Here is a 15,986-nt window from a genome sequence, read left to right as displayed (position 1 = left end):
TGGCCAAACAACCGACGCTGGCAAAAGCCAAGAAAAAAGATGAAGAGCTGACTTTCAAATGGGAAGGCACCGATAAACGTGGTGCCCGGGTCAAGGGTGAGCTACGGGGTGTCCACCAGAACCTGATCAAGGCCGAACTGCGCCGGCAGGGGATCATTCCGCTGAGCGTCAGGAAAAAACCCAAACCGCTGTTCACCTTCGGCGACAATATCGTTCCCAAGGACATCATGTTGTTCACTCGCCAACTCTGCACCATGCTGAGCTCCGGCATCGCCGTGGTACAGGCACTGGACATGGTCGGACACAGCAACAGAAAGACCAAAGTCAAGGAACTCATCCTGGACATCAAGGCCAACGTGGAAAGCGGCACCGCGCTCTCCAAGGCGTTCGCCAAGCATCATTTGTACTTCAACGATCTGTACTGCAGCCTGGTGCATGCCGGCGAGGAAGCCGGTGTGCTTGAGGTGCTGCTCGACAAGATCGCGACCTATCTGGAAAAATCCGAAGCGCTGAAGGCCAAGGTCAAGAAAGCACTGACCTATCCAGCCATCGTGCTGGTGTTCGCCTTTGTCGTCACCGCCATTCTGCTGATCTTCGTCATTCCAACCTTCGAAGATCTATTCAAGGGTTTCGGCGCGGAACTGCCGGCCCTGACCCGGTTTGTTATCGATCTTTCGGCGGTTTTTCAAGAATACTGGTATCTCATTCTGGGCACGCCGGTGGTGGCCGTGGTCGGCTTTCTGGAAGCGCGCAAGCGCTCGCGCACCTTCTACCAATGGCTGGACCGCATGGTCCTGCAAATGCCGCTGATCGGCGACTTGGTCGCCACTTCGGCCAACGCCCGCTTCGCCCGCACCCTGTCCACCCTGTTCAGCGGCGGCGTGCCGCTGGTGGACGCCTTGTTCAGCGTGGCCGGCGCCACCGGCAACTACGTCTACGAAAAAGCGGTGCTGAACATGCGCGAATCGGTCTCCATCGGTCAGCAGCTGAACTTCGCCATGCGCCAGAGCAGCCTGTTTCCCGACATGGTGGTCCAGATGGTGGCCATCGGCGAGGAAGCCGGTTCGCTGGGCGACATGCTGGCCAAGGTCGCCGATTTCTACGAGGCGGAAGTCGACCAGAAGGTCGATACCCTGACCACCATGATCGAACCGCTGCTGATGGCCTTCCTGGCCGGCGTGGTTGGCACGCTGGTGATCGCCATGTACCTGCCGATCTTCAAGCTGGCCTCGGCGGTCTGACGGCGCCCCGCGATGGCCCTGCTGGAGCTACTGGCCGGTTCACCCGTGCTGTTCGTCATCCTGACCGTGCTATTCGGCCTGATGGTCGGCAGCTTTCTCAACGTGGTTATTTACCGCCTGCCGCTTATGATGCAGCGGGAGTGGCGCGCGCAATGCGCGGAACTGCTCGGCCAGCCGGCCCCGGACGACACGCCCCGGCTGAGTCTGTGGGGACCGCGCTCGCAATGTCCGCACTGCCATCACCTGATTGGTGCCGCGGAGAATATCCCGCTGTTGAGCTACATCCGACAGTGCGGCCGCTGCGCCCACTGCGGCGTTGCAATCGGCGTCCAGTATCCGCTGGTGGAAGCGGCAAGCGGGCTGCTGGCCGGCATCGTGGCCTGGCAGTTCGGCTTCGGCTGGCCGGCGGCGGCGGCGCTGCTGTTCACCTGGACCCTGCTGGCGGCCAGTGTCATCGATCTTCACCACCAGTTGCTGCCCGACGATCTGACCCTGCCGCTGCTGTGGCTGGGGCTGCTGATAGCGCTGGCCGGGCTGGGTGTCGATCTGCGTGATGCCGTGATCGGCGCCATGGCTGGCTACCTGTCGCTTTGGCTGGTCTACCAGGGCTTTCGGCTGCTGACCGGCAAGGAGGGCATGGGCCACGGCGACTTCAAGCTGCTGGCGGCGCTGGGTGCCTGGACCGGCTGGCAGTACCTGGTCACTATCGTGCTGCTGTCTTCGCTGGTGGGCGCGATCTGTGGGCTGGCGCTGATATTGTGGCGCGGCCGGGCGCGCGGCGCGCCATTACCCTTCGGCCCCTTTCTGGCGGCTGCCGGCTGGATCGCGTTGCTGTGGGGTGAAGCGATCAATCGTGCCTATCTCCACTGGCTGGGATTCTGATTCGTGCTGGTCATTGGGCTAACGGGCGGCATCGGCAGCGGCAAAACGGCGGTCAGCGACCGCTTTGCGCGGCACGGCGTACCGGTCATCGATACCGACCTGATCGCCCGTGAACTGGTCGAGCCCGGCCAACCCGCCCTGGTCGATATCGTAACCGAGTTCGGATCGAACTGCCTCGACAGCGACGGCCGGCTGCACCGCGCGCGCCTGCGCGAACGGGTTTTCGCCGATCCCGCCGGACGACGACGGCTCGAAGCCATCCTGCACCCCCGCATCCGCGCCGTGACGCGGGAGCGCGTCGCCGCCTTGACCGCCATCCCCTATTGCCTAGTGGTCATCCCGCTGCTGGCGGAGACTGGGATGAGCGATCTGGTGGATCGGGTGTTGGTGGTGGACACACCCGAAGCCGAGCAAATCCGTCGGGTCATGGCACGTGACCGGATCGACGCCATCCAGGCGCGGGCTATCCTGGTCGCCCAAGCCCAGCGCGACCAGCGGCTCGCGCTGGCGAATGATATTCTGGAAAACGACGGCGACTTGGTGGAACTGGATCGCCGGGTCACCGCGCTACATCGGCACTATTCGGCGCTGGCCGCCCACCAGGCTTAAGACCGGCACATTCGTGTTTTCGCGTCTGGGCCGCATAGACCATTGCCGTGCCCGCGAGGTCGCTCTTGTACCAAGCCGTCTGCTACGAACACCCCCTGAACGAACGCATCCGCTCGTTGCTGCGCCTGGAATTCCTGTTTCAACAGCTGAACCACGCTATCGCCGGGCATTCGAGCTGGGACAGCCGCGCCGCGCTACAGGGTTTGTTCGACCTTCTGGCGCTGACCGGACGGAACGAATTCAAAGGAGACTTGCTCAAGGAACTGGAACGGCACGGCACCACCCTGAATCGCCTGCGACAAGTGCCCGGCGTACACGCCGCCACCCTGGACAGCGTGCTGGCGGAAATCGATGCGGTCATCGGGCAGGTTCATGGTCTGGACAGCCTGGCGTTGGAGGCGGTGCGGCAAACCGACTTCCTCAGCGCCATCCATAATCGGAGCCAGATTCCCGGCGGCACCTGCCGGTTCGATCTTCCGGCGTTTTATCACTGGCTACAGCAGGATGCCTCGATCCGCGCTGGCCATCTACGGGAATGGCTGACCCCTCTACTGCCCTTGCAACAGGCCGCCACGCTACTGCTTCGGCTGATTCGCGAGAGCGCCACACCCCAGCCGGAAATCGCCGTGCGGGGTTTTTTTCAGCGCGGCCTCGACAGCGGCACGCCCCATCAGCTCGTCCGAGTCCTGCTGCCAGCCGGCAACTCCCTGTTCCCGGAAATCAGCGGCGGCCGGCATCGCTTCTCGATTCACTTTCTCGAACAGCCGAACCCCAACCGCCGCGCCGTCCAAAGCTCGGCCAATATCGCCTTCGAACTGGTCTGCTGCGCCATTTGAAGCTGGCTTCGACAGTACCGTCGGCGGTTCACGGCTCAGCCGGGTTTCCCACTTCGCCGAGCAACGCGGCGATAATCGGCGCATCGGCGGCGGGGAACGCGAATTGCTTCATCTCGCTGAGCGATGCCCAAACCAACGGCTGCCCTTCCCGACCGTGCGGTTCGCCCTCGAAATCGGTCACCCGCCAGACATCCAGCAATACGCGGCGATCGTCGGGATAGGCGTGCCCGGTCCGAAGCAGCGGCTCGGCGGCTCGCACCGCGATGCCCAGTTCCTCGCGCAGTTCGCGGCCCAGCGCGGCGATGACCGATTCACCGTGCTCCACCTTGCCGCCAGGAAACTCCCACAATCCGCCCTGATGGACGTGGTCGGGCCGGCGGGTGATCAGCACCGCCCCATCGGCTCCGGTGACGATGCCCACCGCCACATGCACGACGACGCTTCGTTCTCCGGGGGTGTTCACGTCCGGTATTCGGCGTTGATGCGCACATAGTCGAAGGACAGATCGGTGGTCCAAATTCGCGCCGCCGCCTCTCCTCGCCCGAGTTCGACCCGGATGGTGATCTCGGGCCGCGCCATGACGCACTGGCCCTGTGCCTCGGTGTAATCCGGGGTGCGACCGCCGTCGCGGACGATGCAAACCTCGTCGAGATGGATGGTTACCCGCTCCAGGTCGAGCGCATCCAACCCCGATCGTCCCACTGCCGCCAAGATACGGCCCCAATTGGGATCGGAAGCGAAGAAGGCGGTTTTGACCAGTGGCGAGTGGGCGATCGTGTAGGCGACCTGCCGACACTCGGCCGCGTCCCGGCCACCCTCGACCCGCACGGTGATGAATTTGGTGGCGCCCTCGCCGTCGCGGACGATGGCCTGTGCCAGCTCGGCGCATACCTCGCCCACCGCCGTGGCGAAACGGGCACGGTTGTCACCCGTCGCGGGTATGCTCGCCCCGGACCGGCCGGTGGCCAACAACAGGCAGGCATCGTTGGTCGAGGTATCGCCGTCCACGGTGATGGCATTGAAGGAATCGGCGACTGCTTCGTGCAGGATCTCCCGCAACAGTGCCGGGTCCACGGCGGCATCGGTGGCGACGAAAGCCAGCATCGTGGCCATATCCGGCCGGATCATGCCGGCCCCCTTGGCGATACCGGTGATCGTCACTTCCCGCCCGGCCAGCGTCAGTCGCCGCGACGCCCACTTCGGCCGGGTGTCGGTGGTCATGATGCCGGCGGCGGCTTCCGTCCAACCGTCGGGCCGCAGCGTTGCCAGCGCCCCCGACAGGCCGGTCACCAACCGAAACAACGGCAGCGGCTCGCCGATCACCCCGGTGGAAAACGGTAGTACCTCTTCCGAACGGCAGCCGGTCCGCTCCGCCAGATTTCGGCAACTGGCCTCGGCATCGGCCAGCCCCTGCCGGCCGGTGCCGGCGTTGGCGTTGCCGGTGTTGATCACCAGGTAACGCGGACTGGCGGCGGCCAGATGCGTCCGCGCCACCGTGACCGGGGCGGCGCAAAAGGCGTTGCGGGTAAACACAGCGGCGGCCTGGGTCTCCGCCGCCAGCTCGACCACCACCAGATCGCGGCGGTCGGGATATTTGATGCCGGCGCGGGCGGTTCCCAACCGGATGCCGGTGACAGTCAGCGGTTCCATCGTCCCTTCCCTCTCAATCCAACTGACCGTGACAGTGTTTGTATTTCTTGCCCGAACCGCAGGGACAGGGCTCGTTACGCCCCACCTTGCGACCCTCGCGCACGAACGGGGTGTGGGCGGTTTCCTCTTGTTGCCGCCGGCGGATTTCGATACCCGAATCGTCTTCCTCGGCCTCTCCCGCCGCCAGCGCCGAAGCTTCGGCGTGTTCGAACCGCATGGCGGCCGGCGCCGGCCGGCGCGGTTCGGGGATCGGTTCCGGTTCGGCCTGAAACTGGGCTCGCGCCAGGAAACCGACCGCCTCGTGATGGATGCGCTGCACCAGCGCCTGGAACATCTCGAAGGCTTCGCGCTTGTACTCCTGTTTGGGGTTCTTCTGGGCGTAGCCGCGCAAGTGAATACCCTGGCGCAGGTAGTCCATCGCCGCCAGATGCTCGCGCCAATGGGCGTCCAGCACTTGCAACAACACCGCTTTCTCGAATTGCCGCATCCAAGGCGCGCCGACCAGGGCCTCCTTGTCGGCATACACCTGTTCCAGTTCGGCGTGAATCCGCGCGCGCAGCGGTTCTTCATGCAGGTCGTGATCGGCTTCCAGCCAGGCGCCGACCGGCAGTTGCAGCCCGAACTCCTTCTCCAGCGTCTGCTCCAACCCGGCCACATCCCACTGTTCTTCCAAACTCCGCGGCGGGATGTACTGGTCGATCGTCTGCTCGAGCGCTTCGGCGCTCATGTCCTTCAACGTGGCCGACACGTCCTCCGCCGCCATTAGCTCATTACGCCAGCCGTACATGACCTTGCGCTGATCGTTGGCGACATCGTCGAATTCCAGCAGGTTCTTGCGGATATCGAAGTTGTGGGCCTCGACCTTGCGCTGGGCATTCTCGATCGCCTTGGTCACCCAGGGATGTTCGATGGCCTCATTCTTTTCCATGCCCAGCTTTTGCATCAGCCCCGCCACCCGGTCGGAGGCGAAGATGCGCAGCAGATTGTCTTCCAGCGACAGGTAGAAACGGCTGGAACCGGGGTCGCCCTGGCGACCGGAGCGGCCGCGCAACTGGTTGTCGATGCGCCGCGATTCGTGGCGTTCGGTGCCGATTACGTGCAGGCCGCCGGCGGCCACCACTTGCTCGTGCCGTTGCCGCCAAGCGTTGCGGACTTCCTCGCGCGCCGCCGCGTCGGCATCCGGACCCAGCGCCTTCAATTCGGCCTGCAGATTGCCGCCCAGCACGATGTCGGTACCGCGACCGGCCATATTGGTCGCAATCGTCACCGTGCTCGGCTGGCCAGCCTGGACGATAATCTCCGCTTCTCGCTCGTGCTGCTTGGCGTTCAACACTTGATGGGGAATCTTTTCCCTGTCCAGCAGCGTGGCCAGCAGTTCCGAGACTTCGATGGAGGTGGTGCCGACCAAAGCTGGCTGGCCGCGCTTGCAACAGTCGCGGATGTCTTCCAACACCGCCTCGAACTTCTCTTGCGGAGTCAGGAACACCAAATCGCCCATGTCCTTGCGCACCATCCGCAGGTGGGTGGGCACCACAATGACTTCCAGGCCGTAGATCTGCTGAAATTCGAAGGCCTCGGTGTCGGCGGTGCCGGTCATGCCGGCCAGCTTCTGGTACAGGCGGAAGTAATTTTGGAAGGTGATCGAGGCCAGCGTCTGGTTTTCGGCCTGAATCGACACCTCTTCCTTGGCCTCGATGGCCTGATGCAGGCCGTCCGACCAGCGCCGGCCGGGCATGGTGCGGCCGGTGAATTCATCGACGATGATGACTTCGCCGCCGCGCACGATGTATTCGACATCCCGGTGAAACAGGGCGTGCGCGCGCAGACAGGCGTTCACATGGTGGAACACCCCCAGGTTGGCGGCGTCGTACAGGCTTTCGCCGCCATGCAGCAACCCCGCTTCCAGCAGCAGGTCCTCGACCCGCTGGTGGCCGTCCTCGGTCAGGTAGACCTGCTTGGCCTTTTCGTCCACCCAGTAGTGACCCGGTCCCTCTTCTTCCTTCTGGCGGGTCAGGCGGGGCACGATTTCGTTGACCCGGCGGTACAGTTCGGAGCTTTCCTCGGCCGGACCGGAAATGATCAGCGGCGTGCGCGCCTCGTCAATCAGGATCGAGTCCACCTCGTCCACCAGCGCGTAGTGCAACTCCCGTTGCACCTTCTGCTCCGGGCCGAAGGCCATATTGTCGCGCAGGTAATCGAAGCCGTATTCGTTATTGGTGCCGTAGGTGATATCGGCGCCGTAGGCAACACGTTTCTCCTCCGGGCTCATGCCGGCGACGACGACATCGACACTCATGCCCAGAAAGCGGTAAATCTGACCCATCCAGTCGGCGTCGCGGCGGGCCAGATAATCGTTGACCGTAATCACATGCACGCCCTGACCGGTCAGGGCATTCAGATACACCGGCAAGGTCGCGACCAGCGTTTTGCCTTCGCCGGTACGCATTTCGGCGATCTTGCCCTCGTGCAGCACCATGCCACCGATCAACTGCACGTCGAAATGCCGCATTTCCAGGGTGCGCTTGCTGGCCTCGCGGACTACCGCGAAGGCTTCCGGCAGCAGTGCGTCGAGCTTTTCACCCTGAGCCAAACGGTTCTTGAATTCGTCGGTCTTGGCACGTAAATCCGCGTCGCTCAACGCCGCGATACCCGATTCCAGGGCGTTGATACGCTCCACCTCCTTGCGCATGCGGCGGATCACGCGATCGTTGCGGCTACCAAAAATGGTTTTCAGAATATTCATCAAATTTTCTCGCGAAACTATGGGTTAACCAGCCAATTTTCCACTATCAAACCGGGTATGCGGGTAAATTCGCGGGTGTTGTGAGTGACGACAACCAAGCCATGAGCACGGGCGATGGCGGCGATTTGCAAGTCATAAGGGCCAATCGGCTTACCTTGACGAGCCAAGGCAGCGCGGATGTCGCCGAAATGCTCGGCGGCATCATCGTCAAAAGGCAGGCCGATATTGGCAAAGAATTGGCGCAATTGCGCTTGATTCTCCGCTACTCGCTGACTTTTGCAGGCGCCAAACCGCAATTCCGCTTTGACTGGCGTACAAAGCCAAACATGGCCTTCTCCAGCTAATACAATATGCTGAGTGATTGACTCAGAAGCTGTGAAAAAACTCAATTACCTAGGCCGTGTTCACAAAATCATGCTTCGTGTGCGAGACTGTTAGCTGTCATCCGCAGCCAGAGACGTTGAGCATGGATCGTTTGTATTATCTCACGAACGAGCAATTTGAGCAGATCAACCGGTTGCTGCCGCCCGAACCGGGTCGCCGGGGACGGCCACCGACGGTGAAGAACCGCGAGGCGTTGGAAGGGATTCTCCATGTACCGCGCACGGGCACACCTTGGCGGGATCTGCCGAACGCTTACGGCCCCTGGCACACGATCTACATGCGCTGGCAACGCTGGATCGCGCGTGGGGTCTGGGGGGAGATTCTGGGGGTAGTGTTCTAAATTTGGATATCACACTAAAATACCAAATTCGTACCGATTAACGAAGAGACCGATGACAATATCATGCATTTTATTCAGTTTGGAAAAACAGATCGTTTTTCGAGCCAATCGCTTAATACGGGTCCGTAGGGTTAAATGTTTCCGTTCGATCTTCTGGGTACCGCTTTTAGCGATCACCCGTTGATCGGCGGGGAGGTGGCGTTCGTAGGCGCCCCAATCATCCGTGTAAAATTGTGTGATGCCAAACGGCTCCAGAAGGGCTTTTAAGGCCAGGAACGAGGGGTCTTTTCGGTCACCGAAGACATAGGCGAGCACTTCGCCGGTCACATGGTCGATGGCATGCCATAACCAGCGCTGGTTTTCCTTGTTGCGAACATCACTCCACATTTCGTCCAGTTCTGCACTTTCAACGCTTTGAATATCAACAAGAATATGCTTTTGATTCAGCCGTTCCAGGACGGCGTGATGGACCGATTCGAGACTGGGTTCTTTTTTTTTAATTCGCTGATCACCGTGCTCGGACTGATGTGGAGGACCCGCGCTGTATCCCGAATGCCGCTACCGTTTAACGCCATCTCGACAATCTGTTTTTTAATAGTCGGTACCCGACCGAGATCGTCATAATCCAAAATGAAAGTTTGAGTGGAACAATCCGGATTTCGGCACAGATAACGCTGTTTTTCGTTCGCGGTTTGGCCGCGTTTGACCACGTGATCTCGACCACAATGTGGACAACAAACCGGTGCTAAAACCATAATTTTTTCTTCCCAATACGCTGTGATTGAATCACGTCAATGATCACTATTGATTCATAAAATTCAGTGATTGATGATACAATATCCAAACTTAGAACACTACCCAAACTCCCTAGCGCCTGGTGGTCACCCGCTCATATCGAGACGATGTTGGCGCTTCGGCTGAACCGGGCCAACCGAGAATGGGAGGCCTATTGGCAAGGGATCGGAAAAGAAGCCGCTTGAACCAGCTATTTCCCCGGTGCATCACTTTGAATCACACCGCCAGCGCTGGCTCGGTTCGTTGCGCCGGAACTGAGCGACCGATCACCTACCGGTAATGAAAAGCCTGGCGTTCGAACAGGCGCTGGTATACGCCGTTCTGGCTGATCAAGGCGTCGTGCGTGCCGTGTTCGACGATGCGCCCCTGGTCCAGCACGTAGATATAGTCGGCCAGGCGCACCGTCGATAGCCGGTGGCTGATCACCACGGCGGCGCGATGGCCGATCCGCTCGCGGAAGTTCTGGAACAGCTCGAACTCGGCGTTGGCGTCCAGGGCGCTGGTCGGTTCGTCGAGCACCACGACCTGGGATTGATGCAGGAAGGCCCGGGCCAGGGCAATTTTCTGCCACTGACCGATGCTCAGGTCCTGGCCGTCGTCGAACATCTTGCTCAGGCGGGTTTCGTAGCCGTGGCGCAGTTGGCGAATGAACGTATCCGCGCCCGCGTTTACCGCCGCCCGCTCGATGGCCGGGGCGTCGGCCGGGAGGCGGATATCGCCGAAGCGGATGTTGTCGCGCACCGTCATCGCGTAATGAGCGTAATCCTGAAAAATCACGCTGAACACGCGGCGATAGTCGTCTACCCGGAACTGGCGGACGTCGGCGCCGTCGAGGGTGATGCGCCCTTCGCTGGGATCGTACAGTCGGCACAGCACCTTGATCAGCGAGGTCTTGCCCGAGCCGTTGGCGCCCACCAGCGCCACCACCTGGCCGGGGGCGATGCGCAGCGAGAGGTCGCGCAGCGCCCAGTCGGGGGCACCGGGATATTGGAAGCTGACCTGCTCCAGCCGGATGCCTTGCGCCATGGGACGGGGGATCGGCGCTGGGGTCGCCGGGTCGGCGATAACTGGCTGGATGTCGAGAAACTCGAATAACTGGCCGAGATACAGGTGATCCTCGTAGAACTGGGAGACGTTGGCCAGCAGCGCCTGCACCAGGCCCTGGGCGCGCTGGAACACCAGCAGGAACAGCACCAGATTGCCGACCGTGGTGCGCCCTTGCGCCGCTTCCAGCACCAGATAGGCCAGCGAGGCGAAGAAGGCGAGCGTTCCGGTGGCCGACATCACCAGTTCAGTCAGGGTGCGCCGCTGGCTGATGCGGAGCCGCTCGCGGCGGATCAGCGCGCGCAGCGCCGTGTATTGCTCGCGCAGATGGTCGCCCAGTTGATTGAGGCGCAGTTCCTTGGCGTGGAAGTCGGAGGTCATCAGCCAGTCGATGTAGGCGGCCTGTCGCTCCAACTGAGTGCGCCGGCGCTGCCACTCGTACAGCACCCGGGTAAAGTACAGCCGCACCAGCAGCCCCGGGATCACCGCCAGCAGCAGCACCGGCAGCAGCAGCCAGTGGATGGCGGTGATCAGGCCGCCGATGGCCAGCAGCATCACGGCGTTTTTGGTCAGTTGCAGCAGGTTGCCGATGACCCGGGCCGGTCGGGTGTTGCCGGCCTGCCGCGCCCGCTGGAGGGTGTCGAAGTAGCGCGGACTTTCGTAGAAGGCCAAATCGGCCGCTACCGCCTTGGCGTGAATGCGGTTGTCCATGTGGTCGGCGACGATCTGCCCCTGGATTTCGTCGGCCAGGGTGGCGAAGGCCCGCGTTGCCAGGTGGGCCAAGGTGAACGCGCCGACCAGGATCACGGCCAGGAGCAGAGCCTGGATATCGCCGGTCGGATCGGCCCCGGTGAGGGCGTCGATCAGGTGCTTGGTCAGGTACAGCGCCGCCAGGCTGAAGGCGACTTCGGCCAGGATCAGCAAGGCGCTGATGATGGTCCAGGTGGGGGTGCTGACCCAGAGCAGGGGGAGCACCCGGCGCAGGCTGTGCAGCGGCGCGAGCAGTTTGTCCGCAGGGAACATCATGCGCTTCCGGTTCGACCGGTGGCTCTGCCGACGATGATCGACATGTGGGTACTCCATGATGGGGAATCGCCAAGAACGCCAAGAACGCCAAGAACGGAGATCAGGAAAAACAGAGATCTGCAAATCCTCGGGTGGTGAAAAATTCGGCGCTGATCGAACGATCTGCCCGAGTTCACATTTTTACCTGAATCACCTTGGCGACCTTGGCGACCTTGGCGGTTCATCGGCTTTTTCGCGGTTAAACCTGATGAGAATGGGATAACCCGCTGCTCGAGCGGGACGGCGCCAGATTCTACCGCTGATTATTCCCCATACGCCGGATGCATTTCATGCATCAGCGCCTGACCAGCTCGGGGGCGACGAAGCAGCCGACCACCGTGAACTGGCTGAAGCTTTCGTTGCCCATGACCCGCACCCGTCCGGCGGCGATCCAGGCGTGGGCTTTGAACTCCCTGGTTTCGGGATCGCGCATCAGCCCGAAGTAGAGGGCATAGGGAATGTGGTACAGGCCCAGCAGCAACCGGGCGGCCACGGCCTGCGGGAAGCAGTTGGAGTTCCACGGGGTGTAACGAGCGGCCAGGCACACGGCCCGACCGATCTGCAAGGCGCGGGCTTCCTGAGCGGGAACCAGCACCGGCACCCAGGACGCCACGCCGACCGCCGTGCCCAGACGCGGGGCCAGGCGGCGGAAGGAGACCGTGAAGATAACGGCTTTGCTCAGGCCGAGAAGTAGCCAGAGCGGAATCAGCCAGAGTTGGGTGAAACGCGGTTGGCGGAGGAAGCTAAGGGTCTTGCGTTGGAGCGTGCGCCACACGCTTCTCAAGCCGCCGATACCAGACCGAGCTGGATCAGCTCCTCGACAAAGCCCTGCATGTCGGCCTGGCACTGGGCTTCTTCCACAGCATACTCGGCGCAAATCACGCGGGTAATGTCGGCGACGGTGGTCGGCGTGGCCAGCAGTTTCCAGACCCGGGAACCGACGCCGGTGATGCCGAAGTACTCGCCCTGCTCGACGCTCATCATCACCAAATCGCCGTCGATGTCCGCGGCGACCAGGTTGGGGTTACGGGTGAGAAGGGGGCTGGAGGGGACAGGAGTCATGGGTAGATTCCTAGAGGCTATACAAAAATCCCTTTCCCGTAGGCGGGATAGGGGCAAAGGCATGGTTGTTTTTCAAGGAGTTAGCTTGCCACGAGCTGTACAAAAACGCCTCTTACTCAATTGGTGCTACGTATTTCGGTGGCTGGCAGCGAATGTGGTGCTGGGACAAGCCAATATCCTCGGTCACAGCAAGCACCGTTGTGAGTCCAAGGGATAGACAGTTAGGATCGTTTCAGAACGCTAAACGCTGAGTCGCCCGCCCCGACAACATTCACATTCTGAGTCAATCCCCCACTACTACCGAGTACGAGGACCTTCGGCTTCACATAATCTTTCCTTACCTCACTGCCCTGAGTTTGTTGCGACAAGTTAGTGGTCATGAGTCAAGCCCTCTGTTGATGTTGTATACCTTAGGCATTCTCGCCTAAGGTATGAATTTGTCAAGCAGCCTTACAGCAACTCTCATTTTGAAATCGTGGTGGGATTTCTTGTCTAGAAAAAGCGCTAAAAGAGGGATCTTGACCCATAATATTGAGTTGTTTTGGTTTATTTGTGGGAATCGACTCACTCCATCAGGCCAAAATGAGAATTACTGACGGGGTGCGTTGTTGAGCGGCGCCCGTGCGTGGGTTGAAAAGTCGGCTTGCCAACTTGGAAACCCCAAGCAGGCGCAGGCGTAGTGAGCTGTGTCCGCTCGAACAAATAGTCCGACGAATCTCACGTTGAGAACCAGACGTTCGGCTCAACTGGCGCCTTTGTTCGTCGGCGCACCGCGCCGACGAACAACCTACTTTTCACCCTTGGAACAACCAGATGCACATTCTGCAAGACACTCATGCATAGAATCACGATCAGAAACACGGCGCACAACAGCCTTACAGATATTCCCTTCTTCAACACGGCGTATCTTTCCGGAGCGGGTTGATGATGGAGCGGCACCAAGTCGCAAAGCCCACCGCAAGGAAAAGGGTGATTGCATCACCCTCCGTTGGCTGGATGAAATAACGCTGCGCGGTCCGCTTCAGGGTTTCGATATCCCAGTACTGCTCAAAACGGGGGTTCTTTTCGGACAGGATAGCGTCGACAAGAGCCTGATTGGGCAGAAGGCTGCGAGCGAAATTGTGACCGAGGTTGGATTTGCCGGGTCGCCACTGGATTGCTTCCGGCAGGATACCCGACATCGCATTTCGCAGCACCAGCCGCGTCCAGCCGTCTCTGATTTTCTGCTCTCTGGGCAGCGCTAGGCAGAATTCGACCAGCCGTTTGTCGAAGAAAGGATGGCGGCATTCGATGCCGAACGCGGCGCTGACCTTATCTATCGCCTCAAATGCGGCGGTCATGATACCCGCGTTTAGCCCGCGCTGATGGTCCTCGCCCACCGTGCGGGGCAAGATGGTCCAAGCATACCCCGCCGCTTGACGCTGCCGAAAAACCGGACTTTGTCGAAACGCGGCGTTCACCTCCGTAACGTCGGCGCTTACGCCCCGCCGTCGCAGGCGTCGCAGCGCCTGGCGGACGGAAGCGGGCAACAGGAGATTAAGGATCATTTGGATCATTTCTCGGCGCGACAGCCCGAAATACCGGTGCAGGGCAGCGAGGGTGCGCAGCGCTTGGGCGATTTTCAAATCTCTCCACAGCACCCCCAGGCATGGCTGCACATACGTCCGCAGCAGAGCGCGCCGCACATTGCCGTACAGGGCGAGATGTTCGGCAGCTTGGCTTAGTTCCTCGGTGAGCTGATCCCACTTCTCCGCCAACGCCAGTTCCGTCAGATAGGCAAACCCGTGAGAGACCACCGTATCACCGTCATGCCCCGTCAGCATCACGCGGACCCCCGCTTTCCGGGCGAGTTCGAGTATTCCCCAAGTGTGATACAGGTTCGCGGCAGCACAAGGTTCGTCCAAGTGGAACAAAATCGCCTCATGGGCGTTGAGCGCCCCCACCTGATCTGCTCGGAAATAATGCGGGTCCAACCTTTCCTCAAGGAGAGCATTCTCTTTGAGGACAATATCGATCCAACGGCTCTCGTCGGAAGCGGGGACATCGGGAAAGATCGCCGAAAAGACGGGCAGCGGCAGGGCAGCATCCGCCTGAGCAAGCAGCCTCTGGGCGACCAAGGTCACCGCAGAGGAGTCTAACCCGCCGCTGAGGAATGTACCGACAGGGAAGGCGGAGCGGAGTCGGCAGCGGACCGCTTCGGTAAAGATCTCGCGAAATCGCTCTGCATATTCCTGATCGGTGGAAGGTGTCTGCGTCTCCAGCAGCGTCAATCGCCAGTACTGCCGTTTCTCCGCCGTATGCCTGCCGACGATCAGCGAGTGCGCAGGCGGGAGGCGAAGGACATGGTTGTAAAAAGTGTTTTCTTTGTCGTGCAGGTTTCGCAGCAAATAATCCGCTGTCTTACTCTCATCGATCTCCAGAGTGACAAGCCCAGATGCGAACAGTGCCTTTGGTTCCGAAGCAAAGCCAAAGTGTTCAGCAGACAGGACGTAATAGAACGGCTTGACACCGAAGTGGTCCCTTGCACAAAAGAAGAGGTCTTCGACGATATCATAAAGCGCGAAGGCGAAGTCGCCAAGTAGATGTTCAACGCACCCCCACCCCCATTTTTTGTATGCCTCGACGATTATCCAGCTATCCGCGACCTGCCCCAGCGGCAGATCCAGCAGCCCAGTCAGCGCCTCGACATTGTCCAGACGCGCGTCACAGGCGATGACGAACGGTGCGGTGTCCTCTGTCCGGGGGGGCTGCTCAAAAACTGACTCTGGGGTGGTGAAGCGTAACCGCGCCCCTAGCCCGCAGGCACCACGATACCATACCCCCGCCGCATCAGCGCCCCGATGCTGCAACGATGCAGACATTGTTTCGAGATCGCCGCGTGCGACCTTGCGCCCGGTCCGATGATAGATTCCAAAAATAGCGCCCAAAACAGCTATCGCCCCTCATTTAACAGTATCGTCCCAGCGGTGGTCAGCCACCGTCGCCCACCACCTGCTGGCCTTGATGCGTGCATATACCCTATAGGTCCGTCCGGGTGATATGCCCGTCCAGATTCACGCGGATGCACGGCCAGTTCAACCGCGCGGCCACCTGTTCGATGTGCGAGGACTTGCCACTGCCGTGCGGGCCGTGGACATACACCCGGCGGTTGTGGGCGAATCCCATCAGGATCGCCCGGACCACCTCCGGCACGAAGCGAAAGGCCGAGTCCACGTCCGGGACGTGGGCCTCGGCCCGACCGAACGCCGGCACGGGCCAGGGCATGGCCAAGCCAAAAACCCGCTCGGGGTCGCAGAGGGTGTCGGGGCGGGCCTTTCTGACTCCCTGGGGACAAT

General features: G+C 61.0%; 13 protein-coding genes and 2 pseudogenes. 5 read left to right on the top strand and 10 right to left on the bottom strand.

Annotated elements, in window-relative coordinates:
* Positions 1-47 precede the first annotated feature (47 nt).
* From IPM89_10050 to zapD, 4 genes are all read left to right on the top strand, one after another.
* Positions 48-1,241: a type II secretion system F family protein gene (locus IPM89_10050; protein QQS55867.1), complete on the top strand. Its 1,194-nt coding sequence runs from the start codon at positions 48-50 to the stop codon at positions 1,239-1,241.
* 12 nt (positions 1,242-1,253) lie between these two features.
* Positions 1,254-2,123 carry a prepilin peptidase gene (locus IPM89_10045; GenBank protein ID QQS53250.1) on the top strand — a complete coding sequence of 290 codons (870 nt, stop codon included), beginning with the start codon at positions 1,254-1,256 and terminating at the stop codon, positions 2,121-2,123.
* A gap of 3 nt (positions 2,124-2,126) precedes the next feature.
* Positions 2,127-2,732, top strand: coding sequence for a dephospho-CoA kinase (locus tag IPM89_10040; GenBank protein ID QQS53249.1), 606 nt, complete (start codon positions 2,127-2,129; stop codon positions 2,730-2,732).
* A gap of 65 nt (positions 2,733-2,797) precedes the next feature.
* Positions 2,798-3,568 (top strand): cell division protein ZapD, encoded by a 771-nt coding sequence (gene zapD, locus IPM89_10035; GenBank protein ID QQS53248.1) that lies wholly within the window; start codon positions 2,798-2,800, stop codon positions 3,566-3,568.
* Between the two features lie 28 nt (positions 3,569-3,596).
* Here zapD and mutT read toward each other — a convergent pair whose 3' ends face one another.
* From mutT to IPM89_10015, 4 genes are read right to left on the bottom strand one after another with little or no spacing between them, the layout of a single operon-like run.
* A complete protein-coding gene (mutT, locus tag IPM89_10030; GenBank protein QQS55866.1) occupies positions 3,597-4,001 on the bottom strand; it encodes an 8-oxo-dGTP diphosphatase MutT in 405 nt (134 codons plus the stop codon).
* A gap of 26 nt (positions 4,002-4,027) precedes the next feature.
* A complete protein-coding gene (gene argJ / locus IPM89_10025) occupies positions 4,028-5,218 on the bottom strand; it encodes a bifunctional glutamate N-acetyltransferase/amino-acid acetyltransferase ArgJ (GenBank protein ID QQS53247.1) in 1,191 nt (396 codons plus the stop codon).
* Positions 5,219-5,231: 13 nt separating this feature from the next.
* The gene (gene secA / locus IPM89_10020; GenBank protein ID QQS53246.1) at positions 5,232-7,964 is read right to left on the bottom strand and encodes a preprotein translocase subunit SecA; all 2,733 of its coding nucleotides are present in this window, start codon (positions 7,962-7,964) and stop codon (positions 5,232-5,234) included.
* Between the two features lie 14 nt (positions 7,965-7,978).
* Positions 7,979-8,350, bottom strand: a complete 372-nt coding sequence (locus tag IPM89_10015; GenBank protein ID QQS53245.1) for a PIN domain-containing protein — start codon at positions 8,348-8,350, stop codon at positions 7,979-7,981.
* Between the two features lie 77 nt (positions 8,351-8,427).
* On the opposite strand from IPM89_10015, the gene IPM89_10010 reads away from it, so the two are divergent.
* Positions 8,428-8,685, top strand: a complete 258-nt coding sequence (locus tag IPM89_10010; GenBank protein ID QQS53244.1) for a transposase — start codon at positions 8,428-8,430, stop codon at positions 8,683-8,685.
* 9 nt (positions 8,686-8,694) lie between these two features.
* On the opposite strand, the pseudogene IPM89_10005 reads toward IPM89_10010, so the two are convergent.
* From IPM89_10005 to IPM89_09980, 6 genes and pseudogenes are all read right to left on the bottom strand, one after another.
* A pseudogene (locus tag IPM89_10005) lies at positions 8,695-9,440 on the bottom strand (IS1 family transposase).
* 310 nt (positions 9,441-9,750) lie between these two features.
* A complete protein-coding gene (locus tag IPM89_10000; protein ID QQS53243.1) occupies positions 9,751-11,550 on the bottom strand; it encodes an ABC transporter ATP-binding protein in 1,800 nt (599 codons plus the stop codon).
* Between the two features lie 334 nt (positions 11,551-11,884).
* Positions 11,885-12,364, bottom strand: coding sequence for a lasso peptide biosynthesis B2 protein (locus tag IPM89_09995; GenBank protein QQS53242.1), 480 nt, complete (start codon positions 12,362-12,364; stop codon positions 11,885-11,887).
* A 5-nt stretch (positions 12,365-12,369) separates the two neighbouring features.
* Positions 12,370-12,651, bottom strand: coding sequence for a PqqD family protein (locus tag IPM89_09990; protein ID QQS53241.1), 282 nt, complete (start codon positions 12,649-12,651; stop codon positions 12,370-12,372).
* 893 nt (positions 12,652-13,544) lie between these two features.
* Positions 13,545-15,578, bottom strand: coding sequence for a lasso peptide isopeptide bond-forming cyclase (locus IPM89_09985; GenBank protein ID QQS53240.1), 2,034 nt, complete (start codon positions 15,576-15,578; stop codon positions 13,545-13,547).
* A 94-nt stretch (positions 15,579-15,672) separates the two neighbouring features.
* Positions 15,673-15,903, bottom strand: a pseudogene (locus IPM89_09980) (aerobic cobaltochelatase subunit CobS).
* Positions 15,904-15,986 lie beyond the last annotated feature (83 nt).

This window comes from Candidatus Competibacteraceae bacterium, from assembly GCA_016699715.1.
Taxonomy (GTDB): domain Bacteria; phylum Pseudomonadota; class Gammaproteobacteria; order Competibacterales; family Competibacteraceae; genus Competibacter.
This window is presented reverse-complemented; position numbering and strand designations above follow the sequence as displayed.